We start from the raw sequence: 16,605 nt of genomic DNA, 5'->3' as shown, positions 1-16,605 counted from the left end.
TTTATACCAAAAATACGATTAAAAGACAAGCGAAATTGGTAAAAACGAGGCATGATCTAGTGTAACAGATCATGCCTTGATCAGTTAACGCAACAAGGTTTTCGAAATGAAGCGATGAATTGGTTTATTGAACGGTGGAAGAATGTATTTCAGGCTATAAAGTTTTGGATTTGACATCACCGAACGTTCATGTGAAAGTCCGAAAAAGCCTTCTGGTCCGTGATATTTGCCCATACCTGATGCCCCAATTCCGCCAAATGGCAAGTCATCTTGAGCAACATGGGTAATGACCATGTTAATTCCAAAATGTCCTGAATGAGTATGCTGAGAGATATAATCGGCGCGTGCCTGATCATAGTCAAAATAATACATTGCTAAAGGACGTGGACGACTATTAATGAACTCAATGACCTCTTCTATTTGGTCATACTCTAAAATTGGTAGAACAGGGCCAAAAATTTCATTTTGCATAATATCCATTGCAGTTGTTACACCAGTCACTAAAGTTGGTGGAATTTTGCGGACATCATCTAAAATTTCATTTTGCGGATTGATTTCAACAATACGAGCACCTTGATCACGGGCATTTTCAAGATAACCTTGAATCCGGTTATACTGTTTATCATTAATAATAGAAGTGTAGTCTTGGTTGTTGCGGAAATGAGGATACATTCCAGCCACAATCAGTTTAAAGTTCTCAATAAACTCGGCAGTTTTCCCGCGTGGCAAGAAAATATGGTCTGGCGCAACGCAAGTTTGGCCTGCATTCCATAGTTTACCCACAGCAATACGCTGTGCGACATCTTTCATATCTACAGAAGCATGTACCAGAGCAGGGGATTTACCACCCAACTCAAGAATAACCGGCACAAGGTTTTGAGCTGCGGCTGCCATGACTGTTTTACCAACCGAAGTCGAGCCTGTGAAAATCATTTTGTCGAAAGGCAGATGACTAAATGCATCAGAAATGACGCCACCGCCGTTTACTACAGCAACCAGTTCTTGTGGGAATGCTTCAGAAAGTGCATTTTCAAGAATCTGACCAAAATTTGGAGATGCACTCGAAATTTTGATCATGGCATGGTTACCGGCAGCCAAAGCACAGATGAGTGGTCCAACAGACAGTAGTAACGGGTAGTTCCATGGTGTAATAATGCCAATTACACCCATTGGTTGATATTGTACCCAACCTTTTGCTGGCTGATGTAATACACTGATATGGCGTTTTGATGGTTTCATCCATCCGGTTAGGTTCTTACTGTAATACTTGATTTGTTCAAGACAAGTAAGTAACTCACCAATTTTGGTTTCCATAATGGCACGATTGCCATAATCAAGGTTAATTGCTTCGGCAATCTGATCTTGATATTTTACCAAGACTTTTTTAAGACGAGCTAAACGATCAATACGCTCTTTAGCAGTGGGTACCGGATGACGTAAGTAGGCAATCTTTTGCTGCTCAAGCAAATCTTGTAAATGCTTAACATCATAAGGAACCTGAGTCTCTGGATTTGTTTTTGTTTGACTGTTCATCGGTACTTACCAAATATACTGATATACTTATTTTTTAGAGTAAATACTCTAAAGAGTCAAGTTGGTTTCTGTGTGCAAGTCTTAACCATATGAATTAACGAAGGTTATTAAAATGTCTCTACCTAAAGCTCTGAAGACAAAAGACCGGATTTTACAAATCAGTTTGCAGCTCTTTAATGAGCGTGGCGAACGGTCTGTCACTACCAATCATATTGCTGCAGAGCTGGGGATCAGTCCTGGAAACTTGTATTATCACTTTCGAAACAAGCATGAAATTATTAAGGAATTAATGTATCAGTATCAGATCGAGACTTTAGAAATGCTCTCTTTACCTGAAGACAGACCATTAACCACCAACGACAAAATTAGTTATTTTCAGGTGCTCAGCGGTCAGTTGTGGAACTATCGCTTTATTCATCGCGATGTTTATCACTTAGTTGAAAGTAACGAAGACTTTAAGAAGATCTATCCGCGCTTTGCGGGACAGGTGATGCAGCAAGGACAAAGAATTTATCAGGCCTTTGTCGATGCGGGTCTTATGAAAATGACAGCTTCCGAAATTGAAGCACTCATTATTAACCTTTGGATTGTCTTAACCAACTGGACCAACTTTTTATATATGTCCGGACACATTAGTGACAATAACCACCTTGAGGAAAAATGGGTTTGGCAAGCATTACGCCAAATGGTTTTCTTAGAGGGCCCTTATTTAATGGGTGAAAGCCGTGCGACTTATGAACAATTGCTCGAATCACTTGGACCTTCTGATCTTTTTGCAAGCTTGTCATCCTTAAAAGATGAATAGTTGTGCTTGCTTATTTAGAGCGCTAGAATACTCGGCTTATTAAAAATTTGTCTCAATTAAGTGATATTAACAAAATGAATATGACCACTGCCAATACAGCCCGTTTACTGATTACTTGTGAAGACAAGCCTGGGATCGTACAGGCTGTATCGAGCTTTTTGTACCATCAAGGTGCAAACATTACCGCGCTTGATCAGTATGCGACGGAAGCTCAAGGCGGACGTTATTTCATGCGTGTTGAATTTGAACTTGATCATTTACAGTCGCGTAAAGATGCATTAATTCAAACATTTGCTGTCAACGTTGCTGAGCGCTATGGCATGCAATGGCGTCTTGCATTCGTAAACGAAATTAAAAAAGTTGGTATTTTAGTTTCTAAAGTCGACCATGCTTTACTTGAGTTATTGTGGCGTCATGCACGTGGGTCGTTACCTTGTGAAATTACGCATGTGATTTCTAACCATGAAGACTTGCGTGAATCTGTTGAAAACTTCGGTATTCCATTTACTGTAATCAAAGTAACTAAAGACAATAAAGCCGAAGCTTATGCTCAAATTGATGAAATGATGCAAGGTAACGACTTATTAGTTCTTGCACGTTATATGCAGATTTTAAGCGAAGATTTTGTTGCAAAATGGGAAATGAAAATCATCAATATTCACCATTCATTCTTACCTGCTTTCGTTGGGGCAAACCCATATAAGCAAGCCTATGAAAAAGGTGTGAAGTTGATTGGTGCAACAGCTCACTATGTGACTGCTGACCTAGACCAAGGCCCGATTATTGAGCAAGACGTTGAACGTGTAAGCCATGATTATAACGTTGAGCAGTTACGTGAGCTTGGCGAAGATGTGGAACGTAATGTGTTAGCTCGTGCTGTTAAATGGCATTTGGAAGATCGCATTATTGTAGATGGTAATAAGACAGTTGTTTTCTAATTACCCTTATATTTTTAAAAGCACACTTTTGAGTGTGCTTTTTTATGGCTAAAATAAATTTAAAATGTTATAACATAACCTTAATTTGATGTTCTATTGGTTATTCTCAATATTGTAACTACTTAATGTTTTTTTAAGTTGAGCACGATTTGATAAGTAGTCTATGGAACTAACAAATTTTAGTGTGTTGTCTAAGCATGAGAAAAGTAAGGTGATATCACTTTATGAAGTTAGATTGCACAATGCTAGAGAATGTTTTCGCAAAAAAATTAGTTGCAAATGAAAACACTTCTCATTTATTATTGTGGCACTTTATTGTTCTATCCGATGTTTGAAATCGTTTCTATAAATTGAAGTCGAGATCATCATCCATTAGGTAATTAGATTCTTATGAGTCAATCTTCCGCAGCCTTAAACTCTCCCAATCCGATGAAAAAGAAAGTCATCACGGCCCTAATTGCGGTTGCAATTGGTCATATCGGGGTCTTATGGGCAGTTAGCCACATTAAGCCTGCTGAACTAAAGCCAATTGACAAGAAGCCTTTACAGGTACGTTTTTTAACAATTAAAGAAGATGCTCCATCGCCACCTCCTGCAAAAGTAGAGCCGATCAAGCCCAAGGTAGAGCCTAAACCTGTAGAGAAGAAGGTAGAGCCTAAACCTGTTGAAAAGCCAAAAGTTATTGCTCAGAAAGTACAGAAGGTAGAACCAAAGGTTATTCAACAAGATGATACCCAAGAGAAATTAAAGAAACAGCAAGAGTTGGAAAAGCAGAGATTAGAGCAGCTTCAACGGGAACAAGCGTTAAAAGATCAACAAGCTCGCGAACAGGCTTTAAAAGATCAACAAGCTCGTGAACAAGCTGCAAGAGATCAACAAGCTCGTGAGCAAGCTCAAAGTACTTCGGTTGAGAAAGTGAGTAAAGGTGATGTTGAATGGGCAATGGGACAAAAATGGGTTGATAAACAAGTTCAAATTGCTGTAAATGAATTCGCAGATAAGTACTCTACGATCAAGGGGCAATTTGCGCTTACCTTAAACCTTAGCGTAAATGAGAAAGGTAAAATTACCTCGGTGACTGTGGCAAAATCTACTGGTAATCCAAAAATTGATCAAAAAATGATTCAAGTTATTAGTCGACAACGGTTCAAACCATATATGGTAAATGGGGTTGCGAAGCCTTTTACAGTACCGTTACCACTGGTTATTGGATTTTAATTTATACATAAATCAGGAGTTCATCTATGAACTTTGCAGTTTATTGGCAACATGCAGATGCAGTGAGTAAAACCCTGTATTTCATCTTATTGGCAATGTCGATTGCTACCTGGACAGTTTTCATCTTACGTTTGATGGGGACTCGCCAACTAAAACAACAAGCTTATGCTCAACTCTCTAAAGCTATTAGTTCGCTAAAAGCGAAGTTACAGCCTTTGAGTTTTGAACAGCGTAAAGCAGTTGCAGAGCAAGCATTATTGCGCCAAATTTCTGCTGAAAAAGTCAATGCTGAGAAAGGTATTTCTGTTTTAGGAACAATTGCTTCAATTGCACCATTTGTTGGTTTGTTTGGTACAGTATGGGGTATTTTCCACGCGTTGGTTGCTGTAGGTAAGAGCGGACAAGCAGGATTGGCTCAAGTGGCTACACCAGTAGGTGAAGCACTTATTATGACTGGTCTTGGTCTTGCAGTTGCGATTCCTGCGGTATTGGCTTATAACATTTGTGTACGTGCTAACCGTGGTCTTGCTCATGATTTACAAGATCAAGCACACAGTTTGTTAATCGATACAATGTTGCAGCAAGACTCAACTGTAAAGTCTGATGTTAAAACTGCAGAACAAAGTTATGTTGGAGGTCAAGCTTAATGGCTTTTCAATTGGGTGAAGACCACGATAGTGGCATAAATGAGATGAACCTCATTCCGCTAATCGACATTATGTTGGTGTTAATGATCATCTTTTTGGTCACAGCAACAGTTGCCAACCCATCGATTCCATTAACACTGCCTAAAACAACTGCTGAAATTATTGATCCACCACCAAAAGCAATTACGATTAGTATCAATGCAAATGGTGAAGTGGCTTGGGATACTCAAGTAATTAGCCTTGATGAGCTTCAAAAACGTTTCCAAGAAGCAGGTCAAGGTTCGGTTAAACCAACCGTTCAACTTCGTGCTGATAAAGAGTCGAAGTACGATACTGTGGCTCAGGTAATGTCTCGCGCCAGTGAAGCCGGACTGAGCGATATTGCCTTTGTCAGTGAAAACTAAAATTTAGTTTACTCAATAAAAAAGCAACCAATTTGGTTGCTTTTTTATTGCTCTGATTTATTGATCTTTCATCAGATGCTGGAATTTACTATATAGCTTGAGCAACTTAGGTGGAATCGCAAAGTTGCAATAACCTTGTGAAGGATTCTTTGCATAGTAATTCTGATGATATTCTTCGGCCGGATAGAATGTCGGGACAGGAGACAGCTCAGTCACAATATCAAGATCGTCATCTTTTAACGTTTGAATCGTATGTTCTGCTGCCTGTTTTTGCTCTTCATTATAATAATAAATAACAGAGCGGTACTGAGTACCAATATCATTACCTTGGCGGTTTAAAGTCGTTGGATCATGCGTTGCAAAGAAGACATCAAGTAACTGTGAATATGTAACTTGTTGTTCATCAAAGTCGATGAGAACTACTTCAGCATGCTGAGTGTCACCTTGACATACTTGCTCATAAGTTGGCTGAGTTGTATGCCCACCAGCATAACCACTTGTTACTTTTTCTACACCACGTATTTGTAAAAATACGGCTTCGACGCACCAAAAACAGCCGCCGCCAAATAATGCCTGTTGCATTGTTTTTCCCTCTATTTCCTGCCTATTACAATAGGGTCTATCTATCTAGATTACAAAGTAAAGCGTGTATAAAAAAGTAAAGAAAAAGAGAATAACTTATTTAGTTTTCGATAGCCACCAACAGATCCTCTATATTTAAAGGGTTTTTAAATAAGCTTCTAAATTGGAGAATGTTCCATTAAATCCTTGCGTCATTCCATCGCGTGCAGAATCAAAAGTTGAGTTACCAATATCGTCAGAGTTCCACGGTTGCCAAGTAATTGTGACTTTTGTTTTATTATCAATATCTTCAAAAGTTGTGGTTGCTAACATTTCTAATGGCCATGTCGGTGACATAGGGTGTCGTGTGTTGTTACCGTCTTTGTCTGAAAAAGATTGAATAAACGTTAATCGCTCATTAGGTACAATCTCACGAAACACTTGCTTACCCCACATTTGTGTTCCATCGGGTCCTTCTAACCCATAGTGATAAGTTCCACCAACTCTAAAATCCATTGAGGTATGAATGATTTTGAAATTTTTTGGACTCATCCAATTTTGTAAGTGATTCATATCAGTATGTACCTTGAATACAAGATCACGAGGTGCATTAAATACTTTAGAAATACTAAATGGTGTAATTTTTTCTGTCATGATTATTTTCCTTTATTAGAAAACTGGTTAATTTAAAATTTGAATAAGTTATGGAATTACTTTGTAATTTTTGCAGATTATTTTCAATGCTATCAAATTGTTCTTCTGATATTTGGCGAAAATGAGCCTATAAAATATCAAGCAGACTCTAGTTAACTTTGGGTAAACCTTGTCGCACAATTTGAGAGAAGTGTTCACTACTCTGATCTGAGAGTTGTTCAAAATGCTCAGTACGTGGATTGATATGTGCGATTTGATACCACTGCTTTAAACTAATATTTTGATTGAGCGCTTTAAGATCATATAAATAATTAGGTAAGTAACCTGAAGCGATTAGACGATAATCTTTAGGAAGCTGATATGGATTAATGGCTTGAACCATATCAAAAATCAAGGTTGTACAATTACTTGTGAGGGTGTTGTACCATTTGGGCTGTGCACGTAGCTCATCTGACTTTTTAAGATATTCTAAAAATAGCGCTTTTTGTTCTGAACGTGGCATATTGACTGGGAAATTATAAACTTGCTCTTTACGGATGTTGCTACGCGTGTAGACAATATCTTTTTCATCAGACGCAATTAAGCTCAGTTCATATTTTCTAAAAAAGCCACCCACTGCCGAAAACTCTTCAGTTTTTTCTTTGCGAATTTCGATTGAAAAAACTAAAGGCTGTTGATTCTTAAATTCGAAACTGACGAGTGTATGGGCAATTTGTGGCCCCATCCAGTAAGAGGTAATAATATTTATGCCATTTAACTGGTTCAGGTCAAAAGTACGGGTTTCCCAGCGAGCGTCATAAGTACCATCGGGATGCCAGTTGAAGTTACGTACATTGTGCAAAGTAACAACGTTGCCGTGTTTTTCGTAACTTAGCATATTGGCAACTTCAGGGTTCCAGTCACGGTCTTGACGCGCAGTAATTGAGAAATACCAAACCAGAGAACAAGCAAAAGCTAAAAGATAAATTAAGATATCTGTACGACGGCTAATGATATGACCATTGAAGTATAAGCCAGCCATACTTAATGCAAAGGCAATCCATATGCCGATAATAATGCGGCTGCCTAACCAGCCAAAAGGTTGTTGCACCCAAAGCGCTAAACATACCCAAATACTGGAGAGCACAATAAACAACGTGAATAAACCATGTAAAGCGCCGAAGAGGAGGGCGATAATAAATTCACGTGTTCCGATATTGTGCATAGGCGGCCATAAAATTATTTTTTATAAGTTGCAAATTCGAATGAAGTTCCTGTTTTTTCATCTACTTGCTGCTCACTCGCAGTTTTATGAAATTCACTCGGTATAGTTGGATAATGTGCATCACCTTGTACATCTAAGTCAACATGAGTGAGCTCGAGACGGTCTGCAATTGACAAGGTTTGCTTAAATATTTCACCACCACCAATGATGAAAAGCGCCTGCTTTTCGGTGTTTTTGGCGTCTTCTAAAGCTGCGTTTAAAGCATCTTCAATTGAATACGCAATTTTTACGCCGTCAAAGTGCCAGTTAATATCACGGGTAATTACCCAGTTCACACGGTTCGGTAGAGCACGGCCCATAGACTCAAGGGTTTTACGGCCCATGATGACCACGCCACCCTGGGTGATTTCTTTAAAGTGTTTTAAGTCGGCAGAGATATGCCATGGCAACGCGTTGCCTTTACCAATACAGTGATTTTTGTCCATTGCGACAACGTGGACAACTTCTACATTTTGCCATGCCATAATCTTATTCTCTAAACCGTAATCTAATGAAATTTAAGCCGTCGTTATACTGCAACCGGAGCTTTAATTGCTGGATGTGACTCGTAACCTACAATCTCGATATCTTCAAATTTGAAATCGAAAAGGTCTTTAACTTCCGGATTAAGTTTTAATTGGCAAAGTGGTAATGGTTCACGCGTTAATTGTAGTCGTGCCTGCTCGAAATGGTTGGCATAAAGATGCGTATCGCCACCTGTCCAAACAAAATCACCTACGCCTAAACCGCATACTTGAGCAATCATATGGGTGAGTAGAGCATAGCTCGCAATGTTAAAAGGTACACCTAAGAACACGTCAGCACTACGTTGATAAAGCTGACATGACAATTTATTGTCTTGTACGAAAAACTGGAAGAGTGTGTGGCAAGGTGGCAATGCAACTTGTCCAGCTTCATTCGGGTTCCAACCAGAAACGATTAAACGGCGCGAATTTGGGTTAGTTTTGATTTCGTTAATTAACCATTTAATTTGGTCAAAACCATCTTGGTTATAAGTACCGTCAGCATTTTTAGTTGCGCCGAAATTACGCCACTGATGGCCATAAACTGGGCCTAGTTCATGTTCTGGGCGGCCAAAACGAGCTGTTTGTTCTGCTGTTGCCCATTCGTCCCAAATTGAAACTTTATTGTCTTTTAAATATTGGACGTTGGTGTCGCCTTTTAAAAACCAAAGTAACTCAATCACAATAGAACGGAAGTGAACTTTTTTTGTGGTGAGTAAAGGAAAACCTTTAGAGAGATCAAAACGCATTTGATGACCAAATACAGAACGGGTTCCTGTGCCTGTACGGTCGCCTTTGTCACCGCCATTATCAAGGATATGTTGTAGAAGGTCTAAATATGCACGCATAACACTCTCGAGTTCGGATTAATTCCATCAAATAAAAGGGAAAGATAGGTTAGATGATATATAAATACTCAAATGTATAAATACATAAATGTGTAAATACATAAATATGTAAATACATAAATGTGTAAATACTCAAAGATGATACCTGTTGTAGCTCAAGATGAAAATCTAAAAATAGTTCTATGGCATTTCAGGAGACATAATTAGTCAAAACGCTTGGCACGATTTTGATAAATTGAAACAAGAAAAAATCCAACCAGTACAAAGCCTAAAGCTTGTATCGTTACGATCCAATTGTGCTGAGGGGGTAATATCCACACCACAATAGCAACAATAATGAAAGGGTAAATTCTGAGCATAAACTGGAAGTTAGATTTATATGAACTACGAGCTGGAATTTTTGTTTGTAAATATTGCCCGAAATGAAGCCCGAAACCTAACACAAGGCTAAGAATAGTATAAGTCGGCGATAAAGGCTGGACTTGATTGGCTGCATAAATTGCAGCACAAACCACAATAATGAAGATGAGTTTGATGTGACGCGGTGCGTTGTACCAATAAGCCAACATAAAGAATGAGCCTATTTGTTAAATAACGATTGTGGTGAAAAAATAAAAGCAGCAAGCGCCATAAATGCGATGCCTTGAACGCCCCAGATCAGTAAGTTCGGCATCGCTTTCACAAAAATAAGTGCAAACAAGAGTGCAATAGGAACCCATGTAAATAGGCGGTAAAGTAAACCGGTTGGATTACTTTGAGCAAAATGCAATTTAAAGTAACGGCAGATTAAAAAAATAACCCCAGTTCCCGTAAACATTAAAATAGTATCTAACGGTAATGGTTGATATTGATATAACCCAATACAGATTAAGAGGGTAATAATTAAGATCATTAATTTTTTAAAAGACGGGACTTGCTTGTTAAACCAGAATTCCAGCATGGTGAATCTTCTTTCTTGGGAGATAAAAACTGTAGCATAAAAAAGAGGAGTCGAAACTCCTCTGATTTAGATGTTAACGGTTCTTTTGTGGGCCCCAGTCATAAATTTTCTTTTGGTAGGCATACCACATCATCCAAAGGCCAATGAGTAGCATTGGAACGGTAAGGATCTGACCTTTAGTCATCCAACCAAATAAAATGAAACCTTGATCAGCATCTGGCTGACGGAAGAATTCCATTACAAAACGTGCAACACCGTAACCCATTAAAAATAGCGCTGAAACGGCCATACGTGGGCGAGGTTTTGAACTAAACCACCATAAGATAATGAATAAAATTAAACCTTCACAAAGCGCTTGATAGATTTGAGAAGGGTGGCGAACCAAATGTAATGGATCGGTTGGGAAAATCATTCCAAATGGATAATTCGGATCTGTAACCGCACGACCATATAACTCTCCACCAATAAAGTTACCGAAGCGTCCGAACATTAAGCCTGTCGGTACACACGGGGCAATAAAGTCGAGTGTTTGGAACCATGTTTTTTGATATTTTTTACACCAGAATAGCATTGCAATCATGACGCCTAAGAAGCCGCCGTGGAAGCTCATACCGCCAGTCCAGACTTGGAATAACCAGATTGGGTTTTCAAGGAATTTATCAAACTCATAGAAAAGTACATAGCCGATACGTCCGCCGAGTACAACACCTAAAGCGCCGTAAAACACCAGATCGGAAACCATGTCCGATGTCCAGCCATCACGCTGTTTGGCACGGTAGGAAGCGAGTCCCCAAGCACATAAAAATGCCAATAAATACATGAGTCCATACCAATGGACTTGAAGAGGTCCTAGATGTATTGCGACCGGATCGATATTAGGATAGGTCAGCATTGCTGCTCCTTGATCTTACGTTTTGACAGATTGTAGCGGAATGATGTGAAAAATGTTGTACATTCAATGTGTAAACATAGGGAACAAGAATCAATGTGTATTGTGGCTTTAGCATGGCATGTTCTGGATGATATGCCCTTGTGTCTTATTTCAAACCGTGATGAGTTTTATCACCGACCAACCGCATTGTTGCATCAATGGGAACATACACCCATCATTGCTGGGCAAGACTTACAGTCCGGTGGCACTTGGATGGGCGTTACGCCACAGGGCCGATGGGCTGTGTTAACCAATTTCCGTGATGGACGTGATAAACAGCAATACGAGACTTCTCGTGGTCATTTAGTTCAGGCTTTTTTAGAGTCTGATTTATTGCCGATTCGTTTTGCTCAACAATTGGAACAACAGCAACAGAACTTTGCTGGTTTTAACCTGTTTATGGGAAATGTTGATCAGGCAGTCTATATGAGTAACCGTGGTGAGGCTCCTCAAGTATTAGCCAATGGCGTGTATGTAGTTTCGAATGGTTTAATGTCCGATCACTGGGAGAAAACCAGACATTTAAGAACCCGTTTTACGCAAGAGTTCTTGCCTATGCATCAGCACAAAACAGAAGAGTTAAGCTTGCAACATGCAGCGTGGGATATTTTAGAAGATGAGCGTAAGGTCACCACAGCATTGTTGCCAAATACGGGCATTCAACCAGAAATGGAAGAATTATTATCATCGACTTTTATTCAAAGCCCAGTATATGGAACACGTTGTTCGAATTTTTTAAGAATGACCAATAATGAATGGATATGGTTGGAAAAGACCCAGCAAGGTGAACATAGCGGCCAAATTGTACAGCAGCAGATACCTCTAAATCGTTAACAAAATGCCGATCAAATGATCGGCATTTTTCTAGGGAGAAATAAATTAACCAGCAATAACGCCGCCATCTTTACGGGTAATAACTACAGTTGCCGAACGTGGGCGCGCAGTTTTGTTGCTTGGGTCTTTTTGTGTGGCAGGCCAGTTACTTTCTGGTTTTGCGTAACTTGGAGAGTCTTCACCAGGGTGCTGAACATTAATGAAAATAGCCTTGTAGTCCGGTGTCATGGCAATACCAGTAATTTCACATTGCTTTGGTCCGACTAAGAAACGGCGTAATGTTGCGTCTGTAACTTTAGCACCTGTTATGGTTTGCTGACCATTTGATGTAGTTGCCGCACCGCCATCACCAATTTGACCTGGTAGGGCAGCAAGCATCATACAGTTGGTGACATCTGTATAAGCACCGTCATCTGTTTCAATCCAGAGAACACCGCGTGGGTCAAACCACATACCATCTGGAGATGAAAAGTCGTTATTGTCTGTTAAACCTGACAAGTTGATGTTTGAAGCCATCGAAGCTTCTGCACCAAATAGGTAAATATCCCACTTGAAGGTTTCGGCAGTTGTTTTGTCATCGACTTCTCTAAAACGAATGATATGGCCGTTCACATTTCCTTTTTGTTCTTTTGTGCCTGCATATAGGTCCGTATAGTTACGAGGGTTGGCTGCATCTGTAGGGTAATCTTTACCACGGTTTGAGTTGTTGGTGAGTGTGACATAAATTTCGCCATTAATCGGGTTAACGGTTGCCCATTCTGGGCGGTCCATTTTTGTTGCACCGACTGAATCTGCTGCTAAACGCGCAAAAGTGACTACGTCTGCCTGAGATTTAAATGGATAGGTAGTGTTACTTTCATTTAAACCATTTTTACCGTAGGCAAGTTCAATCCATTGACCTGAACCATCGTTATTAAATTTGGCAACATACAACTTACCTGAGTTCATGTATTTGTCACCGGCTGCATAGCCGCCGTTTATATCTTTTGTGTCCCACACTGCGGTTGAAACAAACTTATAGATGTATTCACCACGAGAGTCATCACCCATATAAAATGCGATTGGCTGACCTGCTACGGCACGACATGCACTGTCTTCATGGGCAAAACGGCCTAATGAGGTACGTTTAACCGGATTTTGACGGTTATCAAATGGGTCAATTTCAACCATCCAGCCAAATGTGTTTGGTCCATTTCGATAATCTTGGGTTGCTTGAGCCGCTTTTACATCGGCATTCCAGCGGTCATATAGGTCTTGTGCCTCTACTTGACCAATTGCGGTTTCCCAGCCGTAGCGAGAACTTGACCCTGCTTTAAGGCCATAGCGTTTAAGGGCAATAATTTCTTCTGGAGTACGTAGCGCATCATCAGTTGTGCTACGGGCAAAATAACCGATGAAGTTTTCTTCCGTGGTTAAGTATGTTCCCCAAGGTGTATAGCCATTACCACAGTTGTTGTGTGTACCACGAGTTTGTCGGCCAGCAGGTGAAAAGCGCGTTGAAAGTAAGTTAGACCCTGCTGCTGCACCTGCAAAGTCCATGACTGTAGAGCCTGTAATACGTCTATTAAAAATAGAGTTTTTTACAACTTCTACTTTTTGTGTAGCAGGGTCTTTTTTAATATGTACTACAGAAACGCCATGAGCATTGGTTTCGCGAATGACTTCGTCTTCAGGACGGCGTCCATCAACTTTGGTTGGACCTTTAGGGTGCAAAAAGGTTTGGTTGATGTATTCGTGGTTCATCACCAATAAACCTTGTGCAGAAACAGTTTCATCAAAACGGTTTGTTGATGTGTTTAAACCAAAATAGTGCATACCATCGTGGCAGTCGCCAGAGCGAAACTGGAAGCTTGGACCAGATGGAATATTGTTATCGTCCCAATCACCAAAAGAAGGATTAATAGAGTCACCTAAAGCGTAAATCACATTTGCCTCATAACCTTCCGGTACGGTCACAATATCATTTAAATTTTTAGCAACTGGCGTAAAGGTAAGTTTTTCAGGCTTTTTATTCGGATCGACTGGAGCAGTTCCACCGTTGTTGGAGCCAGAGTCATCGTTATTATCATTACAGCCCGTTAAAGTAGAGGCTAAAGTTAGTGCCACAGCCCCACTTGCTGCTTTAGTAATGAGACTACGACGACTTACGTATTGGTCTAAAACATCACGAAAGTGAATATTATTCGAAGTGTTGTTGTCTAGTTCCTGATCTTCATGATATGGGGTCAAATCGTTCATATTAAATTCCTAATTCAAAATAAGTTTTTTCTAAATGTCTTGATTAGCTTAAGTTTTGAATATGACGAGGTCTTGACGTTTTAATGATAACTTAATGAAAAATTTGATCGTTTAGTCAAAAAGAAAAGTACTTTTGATTTTTATGGGTGTTTTTAAATAAAAGAAACCTGCATAAAGCAGGCTTCTTTTGAGTTGCGGTAAGAATTATTTCTTCACAACAGATGGTGCTAGAGGGTCAGCCGTAATATAACCAACCGCCGCTGCAAAACGATCTTTGTAGTTTGCACGAACAAGAGGATCAAGAGTTGCTTTTACTTTATCGTGTAATGGAGATTCCCAATCACCCGGATGCTGGAAGTTACTCATGATGTAAGTCCAGCCATTCACTGCATCTACCGCATGTAAACCTGTCGATTCAGCACCAGCAGGTGTTGATAAGATACGGCTTAATTGTTTGGTATCTACGTTATATGCCCATAAGAAGTTATTTACGTGCATACCACTGTCTTCACCAATGAAGAGCGTACGTAAGTTTTCAGAGAACTTAATGTTATCTGGGTTTGCAATTTTATCTGCATTTGCAAGGTTACCCAAAGCATCAGCAGTGGTGAGGTCTTCACCCACTAAAGCTGCTGGCGGTTCCATATGAGTCGATACCCATTCACTGTTAATGAGCTGACCTTTATTGTCGACTTGGCTGCCTTTTAAAGTGTGTGCATAAACTGCACCAGCTTTTGGACCCTGTACTTGAATATCAGTGGTTTTATCAACCATAGAAGACTGTACATAAGACATCGCAGAGTATGCGATTTTGTCTTTAATATTGACAGTTGTGCCTTCCATTTTGGTGAAGCCCATACTTGCGCCCACTAAAGCTGCATAACGATGCGTTTCTAAGAAAGCCGCTTCACGCTCTTTACCCGGTACAAGTTTGACCCAGTTATTTTTGCCGCTATAACGGATTTTGGTATAGCTTGCATCTTGAGGATCTGTAGTTTTTACATCCATCAAGTCTGAAATCTTGTATTGATCTGCCCAGCTTTTTACTTCTGCACTTGTTGCATGACCAAGGTTAATCCAAGAAATATCACCTGCACCAGCGCCTACGCCTGAGGTTTGCTTCCATTTAGCAACATAGAGCGTACCCGCAGATAAGTCTTTTTCTTTATCGGCAACAAACATGAATAAACCGCCATTCGTTGCATCATCACCCATCAATGCAGTGCGGTTATCTGGCATAACTTGAATAAGTTCGTGCGAGATACGACCTAAACAGTAATGTTTTTTGATTGAACCTGTACCATCTGTATTTACAGTAACTTCTGGTAAATGACCGTAGTGGTATGGGTTACCTTTGGTACTGTCACCAAATAAGTTTTTGCTAAATACTGGTAAGTAGCTTCCAGCAATGTTGTTTGCGTCTGGTTCGTATTCTTCACTAGAAAGGTGAGTTCCCCATGGAGATAAGCTTGCGCCACAAGTAATCCATAAACCGTTTACTTTAGACGTATCGACATTGTGGTATTTAACCAGTGTTAAATGGCCAGTTTTAGGGTCTTGGTCTAAAGTTAAAATCGCAATTGGAGATGGTAGTAAGCCATACATAGACGCTAAGCTTTGGTCACGAGTCGTATATTCAAACTGAACAACGTGAAATACAGGGTTGCCAGTAACACCTAAAGCTTGTTTGTCTGCATCGGTAAAGTCACGGCCTGTTGCTTGTTTAAAGCTAATTAAAGAGCTTCCATCTGGACAGTCAGAGAAGAATTGACGTTCTTGACCAGGCTTTGATTTATCAATAATTGGTTGATTATTAATATCAACATAACCACCCGCTAGAATTTTTCCACCTTTACCGTCTGCAACCAGATCGCCTGTGGTAAAGAATGGCTTATACGCTAATGTATAGTCAGTTTTTGAGCCATCTTCCCAGCTAATTGAAAGACTTGATCCAACAGTTGTTGTTGCCATCGCTGCTGGGTTTGCTAAAGATGGTGCAGCCATTGAGGTAAACGTTGCATTTTTAAAGTTTACTGTTGGTGGTGGAGTAACAACATCTGAATCATTATTGCTGTCATTACAGCCTGCTAACGTTGCTGCCGTAGCCATCGCACCTAATGGAAGAAAAGGAATCCCCGTAAACCATTTTAAAATATCGCGACGTGTTGGGTGGTTAGAAGCAGTTGTCATAATAAATCCGTAACTTTTGTGTGTATATTTGTTGAGTCGATTCTATGGATTGGAAATGACACTTTTCTTACATTTTTAAGTCACTTTGAAGACAGTT

At 39.8% G+C, this 16,605-nt stretch carries 17 protein-coding genes; 6 read left to right on the top strand and 11 right to left on the bottom strand.

The window, feature by feature from the left end; genetic code table 11:
* Window positions 1-84: 84 nt before the first annotated feature.
* A complete protein-coding gene (locus tag ACH8JV_RS03630; RefSeq protein ID WP_311087147.1) occupies window positions 85-1,533 on the bottom strand; it encodes a coniferyl aldehyde dehydrogenase in 1,449 nt (482 codons plus the stop codon).
* A 112-nt stretch (window positions 1,534-1,645) separates the two neighbouring features.
* On the opposite strand from ACH8JV_RS03630, the gene ACH8JV_RS03625 reads away from it, so the two are divergent.
* The 5 genes from ACH8JV_RS03625 (at window position 1,646) to ACH8JV_RS03605 (ending at window position 5,545) form a co-directional block, all read left to right on the top strand.
* Window positions 1,646-2,338, top strand: a complete 693-nt coding sequence (locus ACH8JV_RS03625) for a TetR/AcrR family transcriptional regulator (protein WP_396519760.1) — start codon at window positions 1,646-1,648, stop codon at window positions 2,336-2,338.
* A 74-nt stretch (window positions 2,339-2,412) separates the two neighbouring features.
* A complete protein-coding gene (purU, locus tag ACH8JV_RS03620; RefSeq protein ID WP_004698860.1) occupies window positions 2,413-3,276 on the top strand; it encodes a formyltetrahydrofolate deformylase in 864 nt (287 codons plus the stop codon).
* A gap of 390 nt (window positions 3,277-3,666) precedes the next feature.
* Window positions 3,667-4,494: a TonB family protein gene (locus tag ACH8JV_RS03615; protein ID WP_396519758.1), complete on the top strand. Its 828-nt coding sequence runs from the start codon at window positions 3,667-3,669 to the stop codon at window positions 4,492-4,494.
* Window positions 4,495-4,520: 26 nt separating this feature from the next.
* The gene (locus ACH8JV_RS03610) at window positions 4,521-5,141 is read left to right on the top strand and encodes a MotA/TolQ/ExbB proton channel family protein (protein WP_107972553.1); all 621 of its coding nucleotides are present in this window, start codon (window positions 4,521-4,523) and stop codon (window positions 5,139-5,141) included.
* Window positions 5,141-5,545, top strand: a complete 405-nt coding sequence (locus ACH8JV_RS03605; RefSeq protein ID WP_396519756.1) for an ExbD/TolR family protein — start codon at window positions 5,141-5,143, stop codon at window positions 5,543-5,545. The genes ACH8JV_RS03610 and ACH8JV_RS03605 overlap by 1 nt, the downstream gene beginning before the upstream one ends.
* A gap of 57 nt (window positions 5,546-5,602) precedes the next feature.
* Here ACH8JV_RS03605 and msrA read toward each other — a convergent pair whose 3' ends face one another.
* The 8 genes from msrA to lgt all read right to left on the bottom strand — a co-directional run bounded on the left by msrA (window position 5,603) and on the right by lgt (window position 11,207).
* The gene (gene msrA / locus ACH8JV_RS03600; protein WP_032048138.1) at window positions 5,603-6,127 is read right to left on the bottom strand and encodes a peptide-methionine (S)-S-oxide reductase MsrA; all 525 of its coding nucleotides are present in this window, start codon (window positions 6,125-6,127) and stop codon (window positions 5,603-5,605) included.
* A 135-nt stretch (window positions 6,128-6,262) separates the two neighbouring features.
* Window positions 6,263-6,760: an SRPBCC domain-containing protein gene (locus ACH8JV_RS03595; RefSeq protein ID WP_396519754.1), complete on the bottom strand. Its 498-nt coding sequence runs from the start codon at window positions 6,758-6,760 to the stop codon at window positions 6,263-6,265.
* 148 nt (window positions 6,761-6,908) lie between these two features.
* Window positions 6,909-7,964: a DUF4105 domain-containing protein gene (locus ACH8JV_RS03590; protein ID WP_396519752.1), complete on the bottom strand. Its 1,056-nt coding sequence runs from the start codon at window positions 7,962-7,964 to the stop codon at window positions 6,909-6,911.
* A gap of 14 nt (window positions 7,965-7,978) precedes the next feature.
* Window positions 7,979-8,488 carry a dihydrofolate reductase gene (locus tag ACH8JV_RS03585; RefSeq protein ID WP_032048141.1) on the bottom strand — a complete coding sequence of 170 codons (510 nt, stop codon included), beginning with the start codon at window positions 8,486-8,488 and terminating at the stop codon, window positions 7,979-7,981.
* A 44-nt stretch (window positions 8,489-8,532) separates the two neighbouring features.
* The gene (gene thyA, locus ACH8JV_RS03580) at window positions 8,533-9,375 is read right to left on the bottom strand and encodes a thymidylate synthase (protein ID WP_002115009.1); all 843 of its coding nucleotides are present in this window, start codon (window positions 9,373-9,375) and stop codon (window positions 8,533-8,535) included.
* 203 nt (window positions 9,376-9,578) lie between these two features.
* Window positions 9,579-9,944, bottom strand: a complete 366-nt coding sequence (locus ACH8JV_RS03575; RefSeq protein ID WP_343568591.1) for a hypothetical protein — start codon at window positions 9,942-9,944, stop codon at window positions 9,579-9,581.
* Window positions 9,945-9,955: 11 nt separating this feature from the next.
* On the bottom strand, window positions 9,956-10,315 hold the full coding sequence (locus ACH8JV_RS03570; protein WP_032048365.1) for a hypothetical protein: 360 nt from the start codon (window positions 10,313-10,315) through the stop codon (window positions 9,956-9,958).
* A 73-nt stretch (window positions 10,316-10,388) separates the two neighbouring features.
* Window positions 10,389-11,207 (bottom strand): prolipoprotein diacylglyceryl transferase, encoded by an 819-nt coding sequence (gene lgt / locus ACH8JV_RS03565; RefSeq protein WP_396519750.1) that lies wholly within the window; start codon window positions 11,205-11,207, stop codon window positions 10,389-10,391.
* A 93-nt stretch (window positions 11,208-11,300) separates the two neighbouring features.
* Between lgt and ACH8JV_RS03560 the strand changes: the two genes are divergently transcribed.
* A complete protein-coding gene (locus ACH8JV_RS03560) occupies window positions 11,301-12,080 on the top strand; it encodes an NRDE family protein (protein WP_311069614.1) in 780 nt (259 codons plus the stop codon).
* Between the two features lie 45 nt (window positions 12,081-12,125).
* On the opposite strand, the gene ACH8JV_RS03555 is transcribed toward ACH8JV_RS03560, so the two are convergent.
* Both ACH8JV_RS03555 and ACH8JV_RS03550 read right to left on the bottom strand, forming a co-directional pair.
* Complete coding sequence (locus ACH8JV_RS03555; protein ID WP_396519748.1) at window positions 12,126-14,318, bottom strand: PhoX family protein; 2,193 nt, start codon at window positions 14,316-14,318, stop codon at window positions 12,126-12,128.
* Between the two features lie 204 nt (window positions 14,319-14,522).
* A complete protein-coding gene (locus tag ACH8JV_RS03550; protein ID WP_396519746.1) occupies window positions 14,523-16,508 on the bottom strand; it encodes a PhoX family protein in 1,986 nt (661 codons plus the stop codon).
* Between the last annotated feature and the right edge of the window lie 97 nt (window positions 16,509-16,605).

The organism is Acinetobacter sp. ABJ_C5_2, assembly GCF_044538485.1.
GTDB classification, from domain to species: Bacteria; Pseudomonadota; Gammaproteobacteria; order Pseudomonadales; family Moraxellaceae; genus Acinetobacter; species Acinetobacter nosocomialis_A.
This window is presented reverse-complemented; position numbering and strand designations above follow the sequence as displayed.

What these genes read in the sequence shown, in the direction of transcription:
- ACH8JV_RS03630 (WP_311087147.1), bottom strand. Translation starts at nt 1,533, where the DNA reads ATGAACAGTCAAACAAAAACAAATCCAGAGACTCAGGTTCCTTATGAT.
- ACH8JV_RS03625 (WP_396519760.1), top strand. Translation starts at nt 1,646, where the DNA reads ATGTCTCTACCTAAAGCTCTGAAGACAAAAGACCGGATTTTACAAATC.
- purU (WP_004698860.1), top strand. Translation starts at nt 2,413, where the DNA reads ATGAATATGACCACTGCCAATACAGCCCGTTTACTGATTACTTGTGAA.
- ACH8JV_RS03615 (WP_396519758.1), top strand. Translation starts at nt 3,667, where the DNA reads ATGAGTCAATCTTCCGCAGCCTTAAACTCTCCCAATCCGATGAAAAAG.
- ACH8JV_RS03610 (WP_107972553.1), top strand. Translation starts at nt 4,521, where the DNA reads ATGAACTTTGCAGTTTATTGGCAACATGCAGATGCAGTGAGTAAAACC.
- ACH8JV_RS03605 (WP_396519756.1), top strand. Translation starts at nt 5,141, where the DNA reads ATGGCTTTTCAATTGGGTGAAGACCACGATAGTGGCATAAATGAGATG.
- msrA (WP_032048138.1), bottom strand. Translation starts at nt 6,127, where the DNA reads ATGCAACAGGCATTATTTGGCGGCGGCTGTTTTTGGTGCGTCGAAGCC.
- ACH8JV_RS03595 (WP_396519754.1), bottom strand. Translation starts at nt 6,760, where the DNA reads ATGACAGAAAAAATTACACCATTTAGTATTTCTAAAGTATTTAATGCA.
- ACH8JV_RS03590 (WP_396519752.1), bottom strand. Translation starts at nt 7,964, where the DNA reads ATGCACAATATCGGAACACGTGAATTTATTATCGCCCTCCTCTTCGGC.
- ACH8JV_RS03585 (WP_032048141.1), bottom strand. Translation starts at nt 8,488, where the DNA reads ATGGCATGGCAAAATGTAGAAGTTGTCCACGTTGTCGCAATGGACAAA.
- thyA (WP_002115009.1), bottom strand. Translation starts at nt 9,375, where the DNA reads ATGCGTGCATATTTAGACCTTCTACAACATATCCTTGATAATGGCGGT.
- ACH8JV_RS03575 (WP_343568591.1), bottom strand. Translation starts at nt 9,944, where the DNA reads ATGTTGGCTTATTGGTACAACGCACCGCGTCACATCAAACTCATCTTC.
- ACH8JV_RS03570 (WP_032048365.1), bottom strand. Translation starts at nt 10,315, where the DNA reads ATGCTGGAATTCTGGTTTAACAAGCAAGTCCCGTCTTTTAAAAAATTA.
- lgt (WP_396519750.1), bottom strand. Translation starts at nt 11,207, where the DNA reads ATGCTGACCTATCCTAATATCGATCCGGTCGCAATACATCTAGGACCT.
- ACH8JV_RS03560 (WP_311069614.1), top strand. Translation starts at nt 11,301, where the DNA reads ATGTGTATTGTGGCTTTAGCATGGCATGTTCTGGATGATATGCCCTTG.
- ACH8JV_RS03555 (WP_396519748.1), bottom strand. Translation starts at nt 14,318, where the DNA reads ATGAACGATTTGACCCCATATCATGAAGATCAGGAACTAGACAACAAC.
- ACH8JV_RS03550 (WP_396519746.1), bottom strand. Translation starts at nt 16,508, where the DNA reads ATGACAACTGCTTCTAACCACCCAACACGTCGCGATATTTTAAAATGG.